This is a genomic window from Lysobacter fragariae, from assembly GCF_054779775.1.
Genome location: NZ_BAAGXP010000006.1, coordinates 41,205 through 61,125, shown reverse-complemented (window position 1 = coordinate 61,125; position 19,921 = coordinate 41,205). Strand labels below are relative to the sequence as shown.

General features: G+C 66.5%; 18 protein-coding genes. 2 read left to right on the top strand and 16 right to left on the bottom strand.

The genetic code is table 11. The features are described from left to right. Nucleotides 1-59: 59 nt before the first annotated feature. From ACYVD7_RS06335 to ACYVD7_RS06305, 7 genes are all read right to left on the bottom strand, one after another. Nucleotides 60-824 (bottom strand): S-methyl-5'-thioinosine phosphorylase, encoded by a 765-nt coding sequence (locus tag ACYVD7_RS06335; protein WP_460760521.1) that lies wholly within the window; start codon nucleotides 822-824, stop codon nucleotides 60-62. A 115-nt stretch (nucleotides 825-939) separates the two neighbouring features. Continuing rightward, nucleotides 940-1,512, bottom strand: a complete 573-nt coding sequence (locus ACYVD7_RS06330; protein ID WP_460760519.1) for a hypoxanthine-guanine phosphoribosyltransferase — start codon at nucleotides 1,510-1,512, stop codon at nucleotides 940-942. Beyond that, the gene (nagZ, locus tag ACYVD7_RS06325) at nucleotides 1,512-2,507 is read right to left on the bottom strand and encodes a beta-N-acetylhexosaminidase (protein ID WP_460760516.1); all 996 of its coding nucleotides are present in this window, start codon (nucleotides 2,505-2,507) and stop codon (nucleotides 1,512-1,514) included. Before nagZ ends, ACYVD7_RS06330 begins: the two co-directional genes overlap by 1 nt. 29 nt (nucleotides 2,508-2,536) lie before the next feature. After that, nucleotides 2,537-3,067 (bottom strand): CYTH domain-containing protein, encoded by a 531-nt coding sequence (locus ACYVD7_RS06320; protein ID WP_460760514.1) that lies wholly within the window; start codon nucleotides 3,065-3,067, stop codon nucleotides 2,537-2,539. 178 nt (nucleotides 3,068-3,245) lie between these two features. Further along, nucleotides 3,246-4,598 (bottom strand): 23S rRNA (uracil(1939)-C(5))-methyltransferase RlmD, encoded by a 1,353-nt coding sequence (gene rlmD / locus ACYVD7_RS06315; RefSeq protein ID WP_460760511.1) that lies wholly within the window; start codon nucleotides 4,596-4,598, stop codon nucleotides 3,246-3,248. Between the two features lie 304 nt (nucleotides 4,599-4,902). Further along, complete coding sequence (locus tag ACYVD7_RS06310) at nucleotides 4,903-5,541, bottom strand: DUF1318 domain-containing protein (protein ID WP_460760508.1); 639 nt, start codon at nucleotides 5,539-5,541, stop codon at nucleotides 4,903-4,905. An 82-nt stretch (nucleotides 5,542-5,623) separates the two neighbouring features. After that, nucleotides 5,624-7,657, bottom strand: coding sequence for a translocation/assembly module TamB domain-containing protein (locus ACYVD7_RS06305; RefSeq protein ID WP_460760506.1), 2,034 nt, complete (start codon nucleotides 7,655-7,657; stop codon nucleotides 5,624-5,626). 32 nt (nucleotides 7,658-7,689) lie between these two features. On the opposite strand from ACYVD7_RS06305, the gene ACYVD7_RS06300 reads away from it, so the two are divergent. Further along, nucleotides 7,690-8,409, top strand: coding sequence for a response regulator (locus ACYVD7_RS06300; protein ID WP_460760503.1), 720 nt, complete (start codon nucleotides 7,690-7,692; stop codon nucleotides 8,407-8,409). 25 nt (nucleotides 8,410-8,434) lie between these two features. Here the strand turns inward: ACYVD7_RS06300 and recO are convergent, their stop codons facing one another. From recO to rpoE, 9 genes are all read right to left on the bottom strand, one after another. Beyond that, a complete protein-coding gene (gene recO, locus ACYVD7_RS06295; RefSeq protein WP_460760500.1) occupies nucleotides 8,435-9,208 on the bottom strand; it encodes a DNA repair protein RecO in 774 nt (257 codons plus the stop codon). A gap of 173 nt (nucleotides 9,209-9,381) precedes the next feature. Then, on the bottom strand, nucleotides 9,382-10,293 hold the full coding sequence (era, locus tag ACYVD7_RS06290) for a GTPase Era (protein ID WP_460760497.1): 912 nt from the start codon (nucleotides 10,291-10,293) through the stop codon (nucleotides 9,382-9,384). A 111-nt stretch (nucleotides 10,294-10,404) separates the two neighbouring features. Beyond that, nucleotides 10,405-11,064, bottom strand: a complete 660-nt coding sequence (gene rnc / locus ACYVD7_RS06285; RefSeq protein WP_460760494.1) for a ribonuclease III — start codon at nucleotides 11,062-11,064, stop codon at nucleotides 10,405-10,407. Continuing rightward, the gene (locus tag ACYVD7_RS06280) at nucleotides 11,065-11,442 is read right to left on the bottom strand and encodes a DUF4845 domain-containing protein (RefSeq protein ID WP_460760492.1); all 378 of its coding nucleotides are present in this window, start codon (nucleotides 11,440-11,442) and stop codon (nucleotides 11,065-11,067) included. Between the two features lie 32 nt (nucleotides 11,443-11,474). Then, a complete protein-coding gene (gene lepB, locus ACYVD7_RS06275) occupies nucleotides 11,475-12,278 on the bottom strand; it encodes a signal peptidase I (RefSeq protein WP_460760491.1) in 804 nt (267 codons plus the stop codon). 206 nt (nucleotides 12,279-12,484) lie between these two features. Beyond that, nucleotides 12,485-14,278 (bottom strand): translation elongation factor 4, encoded by a 1,794-nt coding sequence (gene lepA / locus ACYVD7_RS06270; RefSeq protein ID WP_460760488.1) that lies wholly within the window; start codon nucleotides 14,276-14,278, stop codon nucleotides 12,485-12,487. A gap of 150 nt (nucleotides 14,279-14,428) precedes the next feature. Then, nucleotides 14,429-15,973 carry a Do family serine endopeptidase gene (locus ACYVD7_RS06265; protein WP_460760486.1) on the bottom strand — a complete coding sequence of 515 codons (1,545 nt, stop codon included), beginning with the start codon at nucleotides 15,971-15,973 and terminating at the stop codon, nucleotides 14,429-14,431. Between the two features lie 76 nt (nucleotides 15,974-16,049). Beyond that, nucleotides 16,050-16,916, bottom strand: coding sequence for a sigma-E factor negative regulatory protein (locus ACYVD7_RS06260; RefSeq protein ID WP_460760483.1), 867 nt, complete (start codon nucleotides 16,914-16,916; stop codon nucleotides 16,050-16,052). After that, complete coding sequence (gene rpoE / locus ACYVD7_RS06255; RefSeq protein ID WP_460760480.1) at nucleotides 16,913-17,539, bottom strand: RNA polymerase sigma factor RpoE; 627 nt, start codon at nucleotides 17,537-17,539, stop codon at nucleotides 16,913-16,915. The genes ACYVD7_RS06260 and rpoE overlap by 4 nt, the downstream gene beginning before the upstream one ends. Nucleotides 17,540-17,785: 246 nt before the next feature. Here rpoE and ACYVD7_RS06250 point away from each other — a divergent pair, with 246 nt between their 5' ends. Next, nucleotides 17,786-19,828, top strand: coding sequence for a 3-hydroxyacyl-CoA dehydrogenase NAD-binding domain-containing protein (locus ACYVD7_RS06250; RefSeq protein ID WP_460760478.1), 2,043 nt, complete (start codon nucleotides 17,786-17,788; stop codon nucleotides 19,826-19,828). Nucleotides 19,829-19,921: the final 93 nt, after the last annotated feature.

Genomic DNA, 19,921 nt, shown 5'->3' with positions numbered 1-19,921 from the left:
TGGCGAGTATGCCTGTTCAGGGCGCCTGCGCAAGCGGCCTCGCAACACGGCACGACGCCTCAGTGCGCTGAAGCGTCCAGCAACGCCTGCAACAGCGCAGGCAGGCCGCTCGATGCCGCCGCGACGTTGTCCAGCACGTCCTGCAGGGTGATGACCTCGTCGACATCGGGACCGGCGCCCGCGGCCCAGTTGGCGATGATGGCGAGGCAGGCGTACTCCAGTCCCATCTCGCGCGCGAGGCCGGCTTCGGGCATGCCGGTCATGCCGACCAGGTCGCAGCCATCGCGCTTCATGCGGGCGATTTCCGCGCGGGTTTCCAGGCGCGGGCCCTGCGTGGCGCCGTAGCAACCGCCATCGACCAGCGCGACGCCCGCCGTTGCCGCCGCGGCGATAACCCCCTCCCGCAGCGAGCGCGTGTAGGGCTCGCCGAAGTCGATATGGATCACCTCGGTGCCGGGCTCTTCGCAGATGGTGGAGATGCGGCCCCAGGTGTAGTCGATCAGCTGGTCCGGGCACGCCAGCACGCGCGGGCCGAAACGCCCGGTGATGCCGCCGACGGTGTTGAGTGCCAGCACGCGCGTGACGCCCAGCGCCTTCAATGCCGCGAGGTTGGCGCGGTAGTTGACCAGGTGCGGCGGCAGTGAATGGCCTTCGCCATGCCGCGCAAGGAACGCCACGCGATGCCCGCGGAACGTGCCCACGCGCACCGGACCGGACAATGCGCCGTAGTGCGTCGGCGGCTGGTGTTCTTCGACGTCCTGCAGCTCGGCCAGCTTGTACAGGCCGGTGCCGCCGATGATGGCTAGTTCGATGGAGGTGGTCATGGTGAGCCTCGCGAGGGCGAACTGGGCTGGCGCCACGGTCGCCGTTGGGTGTTGCCCCGGCGTATCGCCTTGCCGCCCGCGGCCGGGTGGCAGAAGGACACGACGGTTCGAAAAATCAGTCTTTCAGCGCGTAGATCGCCGGCAGGCTGCGGCCCTGTTCGTGGTAGTCCATGCCGTAACCGTAGACGTAGCGGTCCGGCACATCGACGCCGAAATAATCCGCATGCAGCCCGGGCACGCAGCGGTCGTGCCGCTTCACCGCCAGTGCGGCAATGCGGATGTCGCCGGCGCCCTCGGCGCGGCACCAGTCACGGATCGCGGCGAGCGTGTGGCCCTCATCGACGATGTCGTCGACCAGCAGCACGCGGCGCCCCTGCAACGACGTAACCGGTCGATGTTTCCACGTCAGTTCGCCGCCGGACGTCGCACCGCGGTAGCGCGTGGCGTGCAGGTATTCGAATTCGAGGTCCTGTCCCAGCGCGCCCAGTTCCAGCGCGAGCTGTCCCGCGAACGGCAGGCCGCCGTGCATAACGGTGATGAACAACGGCACGCTGCCGACGAAATCCGCCTGGATCGCCGCGGCCATGCGCGCGATCGCGGCTTCCAGGGTGACGCGGTCATGGATGACGTCGCTGTTGGCCAGCGCGGCCTGCAGGTCGTGCGGAGGCGATTGATCCGCGGCCGACATCAGGCGAGTCCTTCCTGGCGACCGCGTGCTTCGCCGTAACGGGCGTCGGCCAGCAGACCGTCCCACCCCATCGCGCCACGGCCGATCAGCCCCGCCAGCGCCATCGTGTTGAGCTTGCGGTCCTTGATCGCTTCGAGCGATTCCTCGACCAGCTCCGGATGGCACACCAGCACGACGTCGCAACCCGCATCCAGGTGCAGGTCGACGCGCTGTTTGATGCCGCCAGCGGAGAACGCCGCGGCCATGCCGATGTCGTCGCTGAAGACCACGCCGCGGAAGCCCATCTCTTTCCTCAGGATGTCCTCAATCCATACCTTCGAGTAACCCGCCGGCTCCGGAGCGACGGCCGGATACACCACGTGCGCCATCATCACCGCGTCGGCCTTGGCCTCGATGCCGGCGACGAAGGGCACCAGGTCCAGCGCGCGGATCTCCTCGAGCGGACGCGGATCGACGGCATCGTCGAAGTGCGTGTCTTCCAGCACGGAACCATGCCCCGGGAAATGCTTCAGCGTCGCGCCCATGCCTGCAGCGTGCATGCCACGCACGTAGGCGCGGGTGAACTCGGCGACGATCGCGGGATCTTCCGAAAACGCACGATTGCCGATGGCGCGATTGCCGCGGCCCAGGTCGACTACCGGTGCGAAGCTGAGATCGACGCCGGTCGCGCGGACTTCACTCGCCATCAGCCAGGCGTGTTCCTCGGCCATGCGCAACGCGGCGGCCGCGTCCTGTGCGTACAGGCGGCCGAAGTTCTCCAGCGGCGGCAACGCGCTGTAACCCTCGCGGAAACGCTGCACGCGACCGCCTTCCTGGTCGACGCAGACCAGCTGCGGAATCCGGGAGGCTTCGCGGATCGCCTGCGACAGTTCGGCCACCTGCGCCTTCGAGGCGAAGTTGCGGGAGAACAGGATTACGCCGGCGCAGGCGTCGTGCTGCAGCCAGTCGCGTTCCTGGGAAGTGAGTTCGGTACCGGCGACGCCGATGACAAGCATGGTGGATGATCTCCGTTTTGCGCGCGCCGTCAGGGCGCGGTGCCGTCGCGCTCGGCCGCACTCCACTGCGAGTACGGGCGCGAGGCCAGGGCCAGATTGTAGTAGCGCGAGCTGTCGGTGACTTCACGGCCGGCCCAGGCAGGTTTCGCGAAGGCGGCATCGGCACTGGGCAGCTCGATTTCGGCCACGACCAGCCCGGCGTTGTCGCCCAGGAACTCGTCGACTTCCCACAGGTAGCCGCCGAAGTCGACGTAATGCCGCTTCTTGTCGACCAGTCCGCCCACGCTCAGCGCCAGCAGGCCGCGGGCGTCGTCCACCGGGATGGGATAGTCGAACTCGTGCCGGGTGTGTCCCAGCTCACGCGACTTGAGGTTGAGGTAGGCCTCGTCGCCCTGGATGCGCACGCGCACCGAGGCCTTCATCGCGCCGCTGCCCTTCAACTGCGTGTCCATGGCCGCGAGATCGTTGAGATAGCCCTGCGCCATCGGCACGACCTTGTGCGCCATGGCGCGCCAGCTGTCGTCGGTGACGAGGAATTTGCGTTCGATTTCGATGCCCATGTTTGTCCCCGTGGCCTACCCGGCGTGTGCTGTGTTACTCCCTCCCTTTCGCGAAGCGAAGGGGAGGGTTGGGGAGGGGTGCTTTTTCTGTCGCCCTGAGTGAAGACCAGAAGCAAGAACACAAGCACCCCACCCCGGCCCTCCCCTTCGCTGCGCGAAAGGGAGAGAGAAAATCGAATCAGCGGGGCTCGAACATCGCGATCGATTCGACATGCGCGGTATGCGGGAACATGTCCATCACCCCTGCCGCGCGCAGCTTCCAGCCCTTTTCGTTGACCAGGTAACCGGCATCGCGCGCCAGCGAACCGGGATGGCAGCTGACATAGACGATCCGCTTGAACTGTTTGAGCTTGAGCTGCGTCAGCACGAAGTCCGCGCCCGATCGCGGCGGGTCGAGCAGCAGTCGGTCGAAGCCTTCGCGCATCCAGGTGTGGTCGCTGAGATCCTTGCCCAGGTCGGCGGCATGGAACTCCGCATTGCCGATGCCGTTGTGCGCGGCGTTCTCACGCGCGCGGCGCACCAGGCCGGCCTCGCCTTCCACGCCGACGACTTCACGCACGCGGCGCGCGAGCGGCAGGGTGAAGTTGCCCAGCCCGCAGAACAGGTCCAGCACGCGGTCTTCCGGCTGCGGATCCAGCAGATCCAGCGCGGACTGGATCATGCGGCCGTTGAGGCCCGCATTGACCTGGATGAAATCGAGCGGACGGAACACGAATTCGAGATTCCAGTCCGGCAGTTTGAATGCGAGGCGCGGGTCGGCCGGCCACAGCGGATGCACGCTGTCCACGCCACCGGGCTGGAGGAAGATCGCGAAGCCCTGCGCCTTGCCGAATGCCACCAACGCAGCCTGGTCGGCGTCCGACAGGGGCGTCAGGTGGCGGAAAGTCAGCGCGACGCCACCGAAATTTCCGTCGCCCGCATCGGTCACGGCATCGCCGGCGATGAATTCGATCTGCGGAATGTCGCGGCGTGCCTGCATGCCATCGACCAGCGCCGCGAGCGCGCCGATCTTTTCGCCGATCTGCGGGATCACGGTTTCGCAACGGGAGAGTTCGGCGACGAAGCGTGGATCGTTCTCGCGGAATCCGACCAGCGTCTTATCTTTCTTCTCGACGCGGCGCACGGAGAAGCGACCCTTGCGCCGATAACCCCACTGCGCGTCGGTGAGCGGCGGCAGCACGCGCTCGGGCACGACGTGGCCGATGCGTTCCAGGTTTTCCAGCAGCACGCGCTGCTTGGACAGGATCTGCTTGTCCTCGGCCAGGTGCTGCAGGGCGCAGCCGCCGCAGGTACCGAAGTGCGGGCACTTGGGTTGCACGCGATCCTCGGACGCCTCCAGGACTTCAACCGTCATCGCCTCGTCGAAATGGCGCGAACGCGAGGTCTGCTTCGCCATCACCCGCTCGCCCGGCAAGGCTCCGGCGACGAAGGTCACCTTGCCGCCTTCGCCATCGCGCCGGGCGACGCCGCGGCCGTCGTGGGTGAGGCCGGTGATTGCTACTTCAAAGGGCGTCTGATCAATGCGGGCCACTGGGAATTTCTGTATTTCCGGGCCGGGTATTGTCGCAGAGGCCCGCGACCAATCACACGTCGCTGCGAGCCAGATGCCGCGCCGGCGGCCTTGGACACCCGGCAGGCCCATCCCGGTCGCTTCGCCACGCAAGCCGGTGGCTGCCCGGCTCGCTCACAGCGAATCAACCGCCTACGCACCTGCTCGGCCCCGTCGGCGATCCCGCCGATGGACGGTCGGGCCAAACAAGCAGAAGGCCCACCAAAGTGGGCCTCCAGATTCGCAGACCTCAACTATGGTCAGGAATATTTCGCCCTTGGCGAAATCACTTCTGCTTCCACGCCCCGGCGCTCTGGTACCACCAGCCCGACCGCGCGCTGGCAATCCACTGCTTCGCGAACACGTCACGGATCTGGCTCTCCCACTCCGGATGCCCGTTGGCGACCGCCACTTCGCGATACACCGCCTTGCGGTCGCGGTTGTCGTCGGCGACCGCCTGGTTGACCGCGACCCGATCCTTGAGCGCCAGCTTGGCGGCATCGCGCACGACGATCGTGCCGTCGCCGGCAAATCCAAGCGCACCGGCGTCGAAACCCGCACGCAGCTGCGAATCGAAGCGCGAGGCCATGCGGCCCTGGATCGCCTGGATCGCCGGGGTCTTGATGGTGATGTCGGGCTGGCCCTGCGCGTGCGCAGTGCCGATGCCGACCACGCTGAGCAGGTCCACGCGGGCCAGCATCTGCTGGACGGATTCGCGCGTGGCCGGCGCCTGCAGCGCCATGCCACCGCTGCCGTCGGACTTTGGTTCGGGCTTGACGTTCACCTTGTCGGCCTCGTCACCGATGACCTTCTCGACGAATTCCTTCGCCGCTTCCTTGGCCTCGGCGGCCGGGAAGTACACATTGATGGTCACGCAGGCCGTAAGCGCCACGGCGGCAACCGGAATTCCCAACAGACGACGCATCGCTCTTCTCCCGTAGGGCGGGCCCAGGCCCGCCAACAAAAACAGTGAAACCAGAATTCCCGTACCTGTCGCACTATGGACGCTACTCAACCACCGGTGCCACCTCGCCCTTGCCGATCGCACCCAGGCGCTCGACGAGGGTCGGCCAATCGACCCTTCGGTTGAATCCGACCACGCTCAGTCGGGGCACGCCCGATCCTTCGACGATAATAAATCCTTGGCCCGCTGAACCGAGGCCGTCCATGCGGCAGACATCGTCCGCCAGCATGCAGGCGATGCCGATGCGGCGATAGCCGAAATCATCGAAGAGCCCGATCAGCCGGGATTGCAGGCTGGTCATGAAGGACGCGTCGCCCACGCTCGACAGGTCCTGGACCGCGCGCTGGCTGATGCGCTGGCGGGTGTGGTGGCGGCGGGCGGCGGCGCGGTCGGTGTGCAGTTCGGCATCAAATGCGCCGGCCTGCCAGTCCACCATGCGCAGGCCGTCCATGCGGCCATCCAACCTTCCGGTGATGCTGCCGAAGCCGAACACGCCGGTCAGCGCTTCGAGGTCGAGGTCATCCATCGCGACGTCCGCCGACAGCGTCGGTGCGACGCCAAACGGTCGCTCCATCGAGAGATTCGACACCGCCACCTCGCCGCCAAACAGCTGCATGCCCAGCCCGCCGTCGAAGTCCAGTCGTTCGGCCGCGTAGTGCGCCTGTGGAATCTCGCCCGTCAGCGTGCCGGTGAAGGCAGGCCAGTGCAGCGCCGTGGCGAGCTGACCGACGTCGAGCTGCTGCAGCGACAGGCCGAAGCGCACGTCCAGTCCCTGACCATCGGTCGGCGGGCGCAGAGTCAGGTGATCGAAGCGCATCTGGCCACCCAGCATCGGCACCGACACCGGTTGCACGATGCGCAGGTCGCCGTCGTGGCTCTCCAACGGCACCTGCGCGGCACCGAACGCCAGCCCGTAGAGCTCGCCACCCTGCCATTGCAGTTGAGATGTCACGGACGCCGCAGCGGAGAAGCGCAGGTCGCCATCGAGCCGGTCGAAGCCGAAACGCTGCTGCGGATCGTCGATGGTGGCCTGGTGGAGCGCGACATCGACATCGTGCATCGCGCCGTCGACCAGTTGCAGGCGCGCATCGGCAGCGCCGCTGAGCTGCAGGTCGGAGACGCCCGCCAGCCCCATCCAACCGGAGAGATAGGTATCACGCAGCGGTATCAGGTCAGGGCTGACAAGGCGCAGGTCGAGGTTGCGGAAGCTGCCGTCTTCGCCCAGTGCCGCGGTGCCATCGGCCTGCAGGATGCCGTTGTCGCGCCACTGGATGCGTGGGAAATGCCAGCCCTGTCCGGCCTGCTGCGAGGCTTCCACGCGCAGGCCGACCGGGCGTTGCTGGAGTGCGATGTAGGCGCTGCCGAACAGCAGCTCGCCGCCCAGCAACTGGCCGTCGATAGTGATCTGGTCGCGATCGGCGAAGGACATGTCCAGCGCGAGCTTCGCGCCAAGGTTTTCCGCGGCGGTGGTCCCGTCAGGGGTGTCGAATGCGCCGCCATGCACGCTGAGCGGGCCGGTGATACGCAGCGGTTTGCCGGCAGGTGCGGAAATGGCGAGGGCGCCATCCAGCGTGCCTGCAGTTACGCGGCCGTCCGGCCACGCCTTCGACATCAGGGCCTGCGCCCACGCCAGCGGAACGCGGGTGAGGTCGATGTGGGTCGCGTCGGGCGTGGCGACGTCGCGATGCAGGGCCAATGCGCTGCCGTTGCGCGACAGTCGTGCGTCGGTACTGGCGACACCCAACGCCAGCGAGAGCTGCAGGGATTGGCCACGCGCTGCACCGTTCGTGATCGCGCCCTCGCAGCGCCAGCCGCCCTGGCCGTCGCGTTGCAGGGCGCAACGCCAGTCCAGGTCGCGGAAGCGATAGCCCAGGTCGGGAGCGTCGACCTTCGCCGCCTGCAGCCGCAGCGTGCCGCTGTCGGCGCCATCGGGCCAGTCCAGGCGCACGCGGACGCCTTCGAGCGCGGCAACGGCGGTGGTGATCTTCACGATGCGCGCGTTCACCGTGCGCGCCTGAACGCCACCTATGCAGGCAACGAGGAACAGGCAGGCCAAGGGACGTAACATCGCGATCATCGGACAAGGATACCGACAGGACCGCTGAATCCATGACATACGCGTTGCCGAGAGTCCTGCTGGTCGAGGACGACCCCATCAGCCGCACCTTCCTCACCGCGGCGCTGCAGGACCTGCCGGCGGTGGTGGACGTTGCCGACAGTGTCACGGCAGCCTATGCGCTGGGCTCCACGCAGCACTACGACGCATGGCTGTTCGACGCCAACCTGCCGGACGGTTCCGGCGCGGCTCTGCTCGCGCGCCTGCGTCCGCACCATCCCGATACGCTGGCACTGGCGCACACCGCCGACGATGATCCGGACACCCGCAGGATCCTGCTTGCTGCAGGCTTTTCGCAGGTGATGGTGAAGCCGCTGCCGACGACGGTGGTGCAATCCACGCTTCGACGCTCGCTCGGCATCGAAGCCGACGTAACGCCGGACGCGTCCACGGGTACCGCCGATACGCTGCCCCTGTGGGACGACGAAAGCGCCGCGCGCGCGCTCAATGGCAACCGCGAACACATCGCCGCGCTGCGTGGATTGTTCCTGGACGAATTGCCGCAAGTGCATGTGCGCGTAGCCGATGCCGCGCGCAATGCAGAGCACGATGCGCTGGATTCCGAGCTGCATCGCCTGCGCGCGAGCTGCGGCTTCGTGGGTGCGGCACGATTGGGCGCAACGGTGGTGTCGCTGCAGCGGGATCCGCAGTCGGCGACGTTGCTGCACGAGTTCGAATTGGTGGCGCGGGCCACCTGCGAGGCGCGCACGTAAGTCGGACAGGGACGCGCCTGGTGCGTCAGCGCCCGGAGTCCAGGTCAGACCCGGGTTCTGGCCCGCGCGCTCCCGGCACCACGACCCGCGCGAGTTCGCCCAGCATTTCCCAGGACTTCAAGCCGCGTCCGCCGAGGTGATGCAACAGCACTTCGCGCATCGGCCTGCGCAGGCTGGCGAGGTCCTCTTCGTCCGGCAGCACATCACGCGCCACGGCGAGCAGGGCGCGACCGGTCGCAGCACTGCGGCGGTCTTCGTGGCCGCGATCGCTCAGCAGCCGCCGTGGTCCGTATTCGGGATCGAGCCGGTAACGCGCGGCCGGGTCGATCGCCAAGCCGTCGCCGTCCAGACTCCATTCGAACCCGAAACCCAGCGCATCGAGCAATTCGCGCTCGAAACGCCGCAACGTCCACGCCAGCGATTCGCCAGCGCCAAGGCGCGCCCGCGCCAGCCGGTACGACTCGAAAAGTTCTGGTTGCGCATCGCCGCGCGGGGCCAGCCGCAGCGTGAGTTCATTGAGATAGAAGCCGGCAAGCAGCGCGTCCCCCGCCAGCCGTGGTGCGGCGTCCAGGGCTTCCGCAGCAGAGAGCGTCGCCAATTCGCCACGCTGCACGGCATCGAACCGGATGTATTGCAGCGGCTGCAGGGCAGCACGCAGCGTCTGGCGCTTCGGCCCCTGGACGCCGCGCGCCACCAGTCCAAGTCGGCCTTGTCCGACGCTCAACACTTCGACCAGCAGGCTGCTCTCGCGCCAGGGTCGGGTGTGGAGGACGAAGGCAGGTTCGGCGGTGAGGCGCATCGGGCTCAGGAAAGGACAATCGTCCGTGCAGACAGTGAACCATCATCCCGACATGGGACAACGAAGCTCACCACGTCGTCGACGCCATCCTTGCGGCCAACGGGCGCGACAGCGGGCCCTACAATGCCATCGTTGTCACGCCCGGACGCTCAGCGACCTGACTAACGTTCCCTTCAGTCGTGATAACCGAACGCGCGCAGCGCCGCCTCATCGTCCGACCAGCCCTCGCGCACGCGGACCCAGGTTTCCAGGAAGACCTTGGCGCCAAACAGCCGTTCCATCTGCAGGCGCGACTTCGTGCCGATCTCGCGCAGGCGCTCGCCGCCCTTGCCGATCACGATCAGCTTCTGCCCTTCGCGCTCTACCCAGATCACCGCACCGATGCGCAGCATGACGCCGGACTTCGGCGAAGGCTCTTCGACGAAACGTTCGATTTCCACCGTCGTGGCATACGGCAGCTCCTCGCCCAGCTGGCGCATCAGCTGCTCGCGCACCAGTTCGCCGGCGAGGAACCGCTGGCTCTTGTCGGTGATCTCGTCCTCGCCGTACAGCGGCGGTTGTTCGGGCAGCTGCGAGAGCACCGTCTTGACCAGCGCTTCCAGGCCGCTGCGCTTGAGCGCGGAGATCGGATGCACGCCGGCAAACGAGCGACCTTCGCTGACCTTGGCCAGGTAGGGCAGCAGCTTGGTCTTGTCGGTGACGCGATCGACCTGGTTGACCACGAGCACCACTGGCATTCCGGCGTCGCGCAGGGCGTCGTAGGCAAGGGTGTCTTCGTCGTCCCACTGCCCGGCCCGCACTACCAGCAGTGCCACGTCCACGCCTTCCACGGCGCCACGCGCGGCACGATTCATCATCCGGTTCATCGCCCGCTTCTGCTCACGGTGGATGCCGGGGGTGTCGACCAACAGCAGCTGGCCTTCGGGGAAGGTGGCGATGCCCAGCAGCCGATGCCGGGTGGTCTGCGGCCGCGGCGAGACGATGCTGACCTTGGCCCCTACCAGTGCATTGACCAGGGTGGACTTGCCGACGTTGGGACGGCCGATGACGGCGACGTGGCCGGCGTGATGGTGGGAATCTGTCATCTGTGGATTGTCCGCCCGGTGGCGTGTGAGGGCAAACCGGCGATTGGTGCCGCGCGGTTCAATCGGGAGCCGCCTTGGCGAACTCGCTGGAGGCAACTGCCGAGGCTGAGGTCAGGCTACGCCCAGCTCAAGCAAAGCGGCTTCCGCAGCCGCCTGCTCCGCGGCACGGCGCGAACTCCCCTCGCCTTGCGCGACCAGCGCCGGCTGCGCCAGCGTGCAGCTGACCTGGAAGGTCTTCGCGTGCTCCTCGCCCGACTCCGCCAGGAGTGCATACGCTGGGAGCGGCTTCTGCTTGCCTTGCAGCCATTCCTGCAGGCGGGTCTTGGCGTCCTTGCCGACCTTGTGCGGCGGCGGCAGCGCGGCCATGGCGGGCTCGAACCAGGGCAGCACCGCCTCGCGGCAGGTATTGAAATCGGAATCGAGGTAGATCGCTGCCACCAGGGCTTCCAGCGCATCGGCGAGGATCGAATCACGGCGATGGCCGCCGGATTTCATTTCGCCTGGCCCGAGAGTGAGCATGCCGCCCAGCTCGAGGGTCCTGGCGATGGGAGCCAGCGCGGACTCGCGTACCAGCTCGGCACGCGCCCGTGTCAATGCACCCTCGTCCACCTGCGGCCATCGTGAGTAAAGCGCCTCGGCGACGATCAGGTTGACCAGCGCGTCGCCGAGGAACTCAAGTCGTTCGTTGTGGGGTGCCCCGGCACTGCGATGGGTCAGGGCCTGTTCCAGCAGGCCCGACTGCGCGAACCGGTAACCGATGCGGTTGTTCAATCACTCGCCCGGCTTGCGAGCCAGCAACTGCTCGGCGTGGAACTTGCCAACGACATCAAGGTTGGCGATCACGTGACGGCGGACCTCGTAGTCCACCGTCATCAACCAGCCGGCTTCCTTGCGTACGATCTTCACGTTCGGGTGCTTGACGTTCTCCGAATAGCTGATGTACAGGCGCTTGAAGAACTTGTTCTCGATCGAGCTCGGGTTGTCGTTGGCAATGCCCGCCTCATTGGAGAGACTGGCCATCGCCTTCTTCACCGAGAAGAACTCGTTGTACATCGGGAACAACTGCATGCCGACGTAGACAAACACGCCGCCCACCGCCATTACGATGACGAACCCGATCAGGGTCATGCCGCTCTGCGTACGCTTCATCCGACTTCTCCCCATTGTTCGGAACTGTAAATTCAACGGATTTTGGTGCCGATCCGCTGGTACTCGAGCCCACCATCCCAGCTCATCCAGATCAGGAACGCCCTGCCCCGCAACTCGCTCTCGGGCAGGAACCCCCAGAATCTACTGTCTTCGCTGTTGTCGCGGTTGTCACCCATCACGAAATAGTGCCCCGGCGGGACTTCCCAGTCACCTTCCCCCTGATTGATGAACGAGGAAGCCGAGGTTTCCAGGACGGAATGCGGTCGCCCGGGCAGATTCTCACGCAATTCCATCGCCCCGGTCATCTCCGAGCCCTTGCCGCGGCCGGTGTACGTGCCCAGCTGCTCGTAGGCGACGACCTTATCGTTCACCGTCACCTGGTTGTTGTGGTAACCGACCCGATCACCGGGCAGTCCGACGATGCGCTTGATGTAGTCGACGCCCTTGTTCGGGTCGTTGGGAGTGAAACCGGGGAAGTGGAAGACCACCACGTCGCCGCGTTCGGGCTCGCCAACCGACAGGAACTTCTTGTTGGTGATCGGCAGACGCAGACCGTAGGAGAACTTGTTGACCAGGATGAAGTCGCCCGTCAGCAACGTCGGCATCATCGAGTTGGACGGAATCCGGAACGGCTCGGCCACGAAGCTGCGCAGGATCAACACGATCGCCAGCACCGGGAAGAAAGCCTTGGAGTAGTCGACGACCACCGGCTCCTTGCCCTCGTCCAGCAGGCCGGCGCTCGCGGCGCGGCGCTTGGCCAGGAACAGCTTGTCCAGCAGCCAGACCAGGCCGGTGAAGAGGGTGAGGACGACCAGGATGGTTTCGAACCAGATCATGCGTGTTCCTTTGGAACCTGATTGGAGTGACGGCCGGCATTCCGGCTGGGCGGGCTGGACGATCGGAGTGGAACTACGGCCGACGCGTCCGCACTGGAGGCCGGCTTGGCGAGCTTGCCACCCAGAGCGTAGCTACGGACCTACGACTTCGGCAAACAGTTCCCCACTTCGTATGGCGACCCTACCCTCGCCGGGCCACGACGGTATTACTTGCTGTCCACCTGCAACACCGCCAGGAAGGCCTCCTGCGGGATTTCCACGCGACCCACCTGCTTCATCCGCTTCTTGCCCTCTTTCTGCTTCTCGAGGAGCTTCTTCTTACGGCTGATGTCGCCGCCGTAGCACTTGGCCAGCACGTTCTTGCGCATCGCCTTGACCGTGCTGCGCGCGATGATCTGCGAGCCGACAGCCGCCTGGATCGCCACATCGAACATCTGGCGCGGAATCAGGTCCTTCATCTTCTCGCACAGCTCGCGACCGCGGCGGTCGGCGTGGCTGCGGTGGACGATGATGCTCAGCGCGTCGACCTTGTCGCCGTTGATCAGCGTGTCCACGCGCACGAACGGACCAGCCTCGAAGCGCAGGAAGTGGTAATCGAGCGATGCATAGCCGCGACTCACCGACTTGAGCTTGTCGAAGAAATCCAGCACGACTTCCGCCATCGGCAGCTCGTAGCTGATCTGCACCTGGCTGGCCATGTACTGGATGCCGATCTGCACGCCGCGCTTCTCTTCGCACAGCTTGATCACGTTGCCGATGTAGTCCGGTGGCGTGAGGATGTTGGCGCGGATGATCGGCTCGCGGACTTCCTCGACCATGTTCACCGGCGGCAGCTTGGCCGGGTTGTCCATCGGCAACACCGTGCCGTCGGTCTTGAGGACTTCGTAGACCACCGTCGGAGCGGTGCTGATCAGGTTGAGGTTGTATTCGCGCTCCAGGCGCTCCTGCACGATTTCCATGTGCAGCATGCCGAGGAAGCCGCAGCGGAACCCGAAGCCCATCGCCTCCGAACTTTCCGGCTCGAAGCGCAGCGCGGCGTCGTTGAGCCGCAGCTTTTCCAACGCTTCACGCAACGCGGGATAGTCCTCGGCGTCGACCGGGAACAGGCCGGCGAACACGCGAGGCTGCATTTCCTGGAAGCCCGGCAGCGGCTTGGGCGCCGGGTCGCTCGCCAGCGTCAGCGTGTCGCCGACGGGGGCGCCATGGACGTCCTTGATCGACGCGTTGATCCAGCCCACTTCGCCGGCACCGAGCTTGGGCAGGTCCTTGCGCTTGGGCGTGAACACGCCGACCTTGTCGACCAAGTGCGTGCGTCCGGTCGACATCACCAGGATCTTGGTGCCCGGGGTGATCTCGCCCTGCATCACACGCACCAGCGACACCACGCCCAGGTAGTTGTCGAACCACGAGTCGATGATCAGCGCCTGCAGCTTGTCGGTATCGCGCGGCTTCGGCGGCGGGATGCGCTGGACGATGGCTTCCAGCACCAGATCAACGTTGAGGCCGGTCTTGGCGCTGATCGCGACGGCATCTTCGGCGTCGATGCCGATCACGGCCTCGATCTCAGCCTTGGCGCGGTCGACGTCGGCCGTCGGCAGGTCGATCTTGTTGAGGACGGGGACGACTTCCAGCCCCTGCTCCACCGCGGTGTAGCAGTTAGCGACGGACTGGGCTTCAACGCCCTGCGCCGCATCGACGACCAGCAGCGCGCCCTCGCAGGCGGCGAGCGAACGGCTGACTTCGTAGCTGAAGTCGACGTGGCCGGGCGTGTCGATGAAGTTGAGCTGATAGGTGTTGCCGTCCTTCGCCTTGTACGGCAGCGAGACGGACTGGGCCTTGATGGTGATGCCGCGCTCGCGCTCGATCGGGTTGGAGTCGAGGACCTGCGCTTCCATCTCGCGGGCTTCGAGGCCGCCGCAGAGCTGGATGATGCGGTCAGCCAGCGTCGACTTGCCGTGGTCGACGTGGGCGATGATGGAGAAGTTGCGAATCAGATGCATGGGGGCGGCGTCGTGCCGTCTTGCGAAAAGTTAACGGGCGATTATCGCACACGGCATCGTGCCTGCCCCGGCGTAGGCACCGAATCCCGACCCCACACCCGCGCGCCCTGATTCTGGTGGAACGCCGGGCGCCAAGCCGTCAACGGCTGGTCAGCCCGCCGTCACCGCCACGAACTGGGTCGCAGCACCACGACGCACCAGCAGCATCACCGTCTGGCCTTGCTTCACACCGCCCAGCTCACGATCCAGCGCCGAAGCACTGCCCACGCTGCGGCGGCCAACCGACAGCACCACGTCGCCCGGCTGCAGGCCGGCGTCGGCACCGATGTCGCCCACCTTTGCCAGGCGCACGCCCTCGCTGGATTGCAGGCCGAGCTGCTGGCGTTCGGCGGAGGTCAGGTCCTGCCCGACCAGCCCCAGCGGGTTGCCGCGACCGGTGGCGGCCGGCCCGCCCTGCTCGTCCGGGCCGGGGGCATCGCTGGCGCCACCCGCAAACGCTTCGTTCAGCGTGTCCAGCACGACGTCTATCTCGCGCGGCTTGCCTTCGCGCAGGACGCTGAGCCGCACCTTGGAGCCCGGCGCCAGGCCACCGATCAGCGGCGGCAGGTCGCTGGAGACGTTGACTGCGCGACCGTTGACCGCACGGATCACGTCCATGCGCTCGACGCCGGCCTTGCCCGCCGCACTACCCGGCGCCACGACCGACACCAGCGCGCCGCTGGCGTCGGGCAGACCAAGGCCACGGGCGTCTTCGGCGGAAATCGCCTGCACCTGCACGCCGAGCTGGCCGCGGCTGACCTTGCCGGTCTTCTTGATCTGGTCGACGGCGTTCATGGCAACGTCGATGGGAATGGCGAAGCTCACGCCCATGTAGCCGCCGGAATTGCTGAAGATCTGCGAATTGATGCCGACGACCTCGCCCGAGGTGTTGAGCAGCGGGCCGCCGGAATTGCCGCGATTGATCGCGACGTCGGTCTGGATGAAGGGCACGTAGCGCTGGTCGGCGTAGGGATTGGCGCGCCCCACGGCGCTCACGATGCCCGCCGTGACCGACTGGTCCAGGCCGAACGGCGAGCCGATCGCGACCACCCACTGGCCCGGCTTGAGGTGCGCCGAATCGCCGATGCGCAGCGCCGGCAGGTTGCTGCCTTCGATCTTGAGCAGGGCGACGTCGGACTGCTGGTCGCTGCCGACCACCTTCGCCTTGAACTCGCGGCGGTCGGACAGCTTGACCGTGACCTTGTCCGCGCCTTCGACCACATGGTGGTTGGTCAGCACGTAGCCATCGGCGGAAATCAGGAAGCCGGTACCCATCGACACGCCACGCGGCCCCTGCGGAACCGGGGAACCTGGGCCATCAGAGTCCGGACCCTCAGGGTCCTCGAACATGCCCGGCGGCAGCATGCGACGGAAGATTTCCGGGATGTCCTGCGCGCCCGGGCCGCCCTGGCCACGGGTGGCCTGCTGCGGGGAGGCCTCGGCGCTGACGTTCACCACGGACGGCCCGACGTGCTGCACCAGTCCGGTGAAATCGGGAAGCCCGGAAACAATCGGGGCCGCCGGCGCCGCGACCTGCGCGGTCGCGACAGTGACAGGCGTGGTGGTCGCGACGCCGTTGGCGGGCGGTTGTGCGGTGCAGGCAACGGGCATGGCAAGGACGCCGAGCACGGCCAGGGAGCGGAGCGGTCGGTTCATGGCTTGGTTTTCTGTTGGTGCAGCGAGGGAGAGGACGACGGCGGGCCGGTGTTGGCCTGGCCCGCGAAAGGTGTGTTCAGCGATGCGGTTCGTCCTGCGCCGGCGGAGCGGGCTCGGACGGAACGCGTGGCTCGAAGGGATAGAACGACGGTGCCGTGCCGAAGCTGGCGGTGAACGCACCGGATGCGGAATCAGGCAGCACGGCACGCGGCCACGGACGCGTGGTGATTTCGTCGGTCGGTGGGTGGAAAGGCTTGTGCGACGGCGCGACGGCGATCGTCGCGGCAGCGTCGACACTCGTCACCGATTCGGTGGGCCGCGAATCGCCACCAGCGGCGCGCGGAGCCGTGCGAAGCGTGCGATTACGCCTATCCCGCTGGGTATCCACTGCAGCGATCGAACGGACCTCAGGCGTGCCCGATGCCTGCGTGGCAGAATCAGCCGCGGAAACCGCAGCGGCAACCGACTTCGAAGCGTCCGATGCCGGCGCTACCTGTGCCGCCACCTGTAGTGTCGGATCAGTCACGGACGACTGCGAGAACGGCCGCACCGCCAGCACCGCGACAAAAGCCACCGATGCCGCCAGCGCTGCGCCGCCGATCCAGCGACGCGAACCGCCACCTGGCTGCACGGCGACGTTCGCGCCCGCCAGCGCGGAAGCTTCCTGCGGCGCAGCAGCGACCTGCCCTTCCGCAACCAGCTTGCGCATCACGCCCGCCGCGAAATCGGCAGGTGCGGCCGCGGTGGCCTGGCCACGCATCGCGTCGCCGATGAGTTGCCAGCGACCGCAGCTGTCGCGCCATCCGGCATCGTGGTCCAGGCGCTTGAGCGCGAAGCGTGCGGCGTCGCGCGGCAATTCGCCGTCGAACAGCGCACTGAGCGATTCGCGCTCGTCGCGCGGTCCGATTTGGTGATGCTTGGACTGGTGATGGTTGGAAGTCATCGGTGGGCACGCTCCCGGAGGTTGGCATCGTGGTCCAGCAAAGGTCGCAGTTCGGCATCGATTGCCTCACGTGCGCGGAAGATGCGCGAACGCACCGTTCCGATCGGGCAATCCATCCTGGCGGCGATCTCCTCGTAACTCAGGCCGTCGACTTCACGCAGGCTGATGGCCGTGCGCAGCTCTTCCGGCAGCTGTTCGACAACCCTCATCACCGTAAGTTCGATTTCCTGGCGCAGCAATTCGTGCTCCGGCGTGGCGGTATCGCGCAGGCGCGTGCCGGTGTCGTACTGCTCCGCGTCGGCGGCATCGACGTCGTCCGTGGGCGGACGGCGGTTCTGAGCGACGAGGTGGTTCTTGGCAGTGTTCACGGCGATCCGGTGCAACCACGTATAGAACTGGGAGTCGCCCCGGAAATTGGGCAGCGCGCGGTAGGCACGGATGAACGTCTCCTGCGCCACGTCCTGGCACTCGCTCCAGTCGGCGACGTAGCGCCCGATCAGGGCCACGATCCGATGCTGGTACTTGCGCACCAGGGCATCGAACGCGGCACTGTCGCCACGCTGCACGCGCCGGACCAGTTCCTGGTCCAGGTCGGATTCCGGGGTCAACGAATTCTCGGCCATCACCGCGCCGGCACTCCTGTCAGCTCGGCGGGGCCGAACCGTGGGACAACCCTTTCGGGGAAAAGTTTCATGCAGTCATGATCGGGACGAGGACCATACGCCACAAGCGCCAGGCGTCATGGTCTGACCATACGGTTTGACGGCGTCGAAACAAGCTCTCGATCATAGGCGCCTTCGCCGCCATTCCGGACGATTGGCAACCCTGGTGCGGATCGCACCGCCCCCCAACATTCAGGATGGTGCCGCATGTTTGCTGGCCTCGACGGTCTTCGCTTACAGCATTGGAAACTCGAACAGCGCGAAGACGGCGTACTGGTGCTGGCGTTCGACCGGGCGGAGGCCTCGGTCAACACCTTCGCCCAAGCCGTGCTGATCGAGCTGGACAGCCTGCTGGAGCGATTGGCGCTGGACCCGCCCAAGGGTCTGGTCGTCCGCTCGGCCAAAACCAGCGGCTTCGTGGCCGGCGCGGACATCAAGGAATTCGCCGAGTTCGACGCGAAGGGCACCGTGGGCGACGCCATCCGTCGTGGCCAGCAGGTGTTCCAGCGCCTGGCCGAACTGCCCTGCCCGACCGTCGCCGCGATCCATGGCTTCTGCATGGGCGGCGGGACCGAAATCGCACTGGCCTGCCGTTACCGCGTGGCGAGCAGCGACAGCTCCACCCGCATCGGCCTGCCGGAAGTGAAGCTGGGCATCTTCCCCGGCTGGGGCGGCAGCGTTCGTCTGCCGCGACTGGTCGGTGCGCCGGCAGCGTTCGACCTGATGCTGACCGGCCGCTCGCTGTCGGCATCGGCGGCGCGTGCGATGGGGCTGGTGGACAAGGTCGTCGACCCGTCGACGCTCATCGACGCCGCCGCCACGCTCGCCCTCAAAGGCATGCAGCGCCCGTTCAAACAGCGCTTCATGGGCTGGGCGACCAACACCTGGGCGGCACGGCAGCTGCTGGCGCCGATGCTGGCCAAGCAGGTCGCGCGCAAGGCACGCAAGGAGCACTACCCGGCGCCGTACGCGTTGATCAGCACCTGGCAGCGTGCCAGTGGCGGCGTGCAGGCGCTGCTCGGCGCCGAACGCAAATCGGTGGTGAAACTTTCCAGCACGCCGACCGCGCGCAACCTCGTGCGCATCTTTTTCCTGCAGGAGCGGCTGAAGGCGTCCGGCGGCAAGGATCACGGCATCAAGCATGTCCATGTCGTGGGCGCTGGCGTGATGGGCGGCGACATCGCTGCGTGGTCGGCGTATCGCGGCTTCGACGTCACCCTCAATGATCGCGAACAACGCTTCATCGACGCTGCCCTCACCCGCAGCAGCGAACTGTTCGCGAAGAAAGTGAAGGACGAAGCCAAACGCGGCACCGTCGCCGCGCGCCTGAAGGGCGACCTGACCGGCGACGGCGCGGCAAGCGCGGACCTCGTCATCGAGGCGATCATCGAGAACCCCGAAGCCAAGCGCGAGTTGTACGCCACGGTCGAGCCGCGCATGAAGTCCGACGCGCTGCTCACCACCAACACCTCGTCGATCCCGCTCACCGAACTGCGCGACCACATCGCGCGACCGGCGCAATTCGCGGGCCTGCACTACTTCAATCCCGTCGCGCTGATGCCGCTGGTGGAAATCATCCGCCACGACGGCATGTCGCCCGAAACCGAGCAGCGCCTGGCTGCGTTCTGCAAGGCGATCGACAAATTGCCGGTGCCCGTGAAGGGCACGCCGGGCTTCCTGGTCAACCGCGTGCTGTTCCCGTACATGCTGGAAGCGGTCACCGCGTATTCCGAAGGCATCCCGGGCGCGGTGATCGACAAGGCGGCGGTGAAGTTCGGCATGCCGATGGGGCCGATCGAACTCGTCGACACCGTCGGCCTGGACGTCGGCGCCGGCGTGGCGGCCGAGCTCGCGCCGTTCCTCGGCATCGATGTTCCGGCGGCGCTGTCGGGGAAGATCGAGCCCGGCAAACGCGGCAAGAAGGACGGCCAGGGCCTGTACAAGTGGGAGAACGGCAAGGCGGTGAAGCCCGAAGTGCCGAAGGAATACCAAGCGCCCGCCGATCTGGAAGACCGCCTGATCCTGCCGCTGCTCAACGAAGCCGTCGCCTGCCTGCACGACGGCGTGGTGAGCGATCCCGACCTGCTGGATGCGGGCGTGATCTTCGGCACCGGGTTTGCGCCGTTCCGCGGCGGCCCAATCCAGTACATCCGTGAAACCGGTCCGGCAGTGCTGCTGGAAAAGCTCAAGGCACTGCAGGCGAAGCACGGCGACCGATTTGCACCGCGCGCCGGGTGGGATCAGCTCTAAGCGGGCACCTCGCTTTGCCCGCAATGAAAAAAGCGCCGCTAACGGCGCTTTTTTCATGTCGCTTCGTGGATGGCAACGGAAAGCACTCCGCCC

Excerpts from the sequence above, each read along its gene's own strand:
- ACYVD7_RS06310 (WP_460760508.1), bottom strand. The coding sequence starts at position 5,541 with ATGCGTCGTCTGTTGGGAATTCCGGTTGCCGCCGTGGCGCTTACGGCC.
- nagZ (WP_460760516.1), bottom strand. The coding sequence starts at position 2,507 with ATGCTTGTCATCGGCGTCGCCGGTACCGAACTCACTTCCCAGGAACGC.
- ACYVD7_RS06250 (WP_460760478.1), top strand. The coding sequence starts at position 17,786 with ATGTTTGCTGGCCTCGACGGTCTTCGCTTACAGCATTGGAAACTCGAA.
- era (WP_460760497.1), bottom strand. The coding sequence starts at position 10,293 with ATGACAGATTCCCACCATCACGCCGGCCACGTCGCCGTCATCGGCCGT.
- lepB (WP_460760491.1), bottom strand. The coding sequence starts at position 12,278 with ATGATCTGGTTCGAAACCATCCTGGTCGTCCTCACCCTCTTCACCGGC.
- recO (WP_460760500.1), bottom strand. The coding sequence starts at position 9,208 with ATGCGCCTCACCGCCGAACCTGCCTTCGTCCTCCACACCCGACCCTGG.
- rpoE (WP_460760480.1), bottom strand. The coding sequence starts at position 17,539 with ATGGCCGAGAATTCGTTGACCCCGGAATCCGACCTGGACCAGGAACTG.
- ACYVD7_RS06305 (WP_460760506.1), bottom strand. The coding sequence starts at position 7,657 with ATGATCGCGATGTTACGTCCCTTGGCCTGCCTGTTCCTCGTTGCCTGC.
- ACYVD7_RS06330 (WP_460760519.1), bottom strand. The coding sequence starts at position 1,512 with ATGTCGGCCGCGGATCAATCGCCTCCGCACGACCTGCAGGCCGCGCTG.
- ACYVD7_RS06300 (WP_460760503.1), top strand. The coding sequence starts at position 7,690 with ATGACATACGCGTTGCCGAGAGTCCTGCTGGTCGAGGACGACCCCATC.
- ACYVD7_RS06260 (WP_460760483.1), bottom strand. The coding sequence starts at position 16,916 with ATGACTTCCAACCATCACCAGTCCAAGCATCACCAAATCGGACCGCGC.
- ACYVD7_RS06265 (WP_460760486.1), bottom strand. The coding sequence starts at position 15,973 with ATGAACCGACCGCTCCGCTCCCTGGCCGTGCTCGGCGTCCTTGCCATG.
- lepA (WP_460760488.1), bottom strand. The coding sequence starts at position 14,278 with ATGCATCTGATTCGCAACTTCTCCATCATCGCCCACGTCGACCACGGC.
- ACYVD7_RS06280 (WP_460760492.1), bottom strand. The coding sequence starts at position 11,442 with ATGAAGCGTACGCAGAGCGGCATGACCCTGATCGGGTTCGTCATCGTA.
- ACYVD7_RS06335 (WP_460760521.1), bottom strand. The coding sequence starts at position 824 with ATGACCACCTCCATCGAACTAGCCATCATCGGCGGCACCGGCCTGTAC.
- ACYVD7_RS06320 (WP_460760514.1), bottom strand. The coding sequence starts at position 3,067 with ATGGGCATCGAAATCGAACGCAAATTCCTCGTCACCGACGACAGCTGG.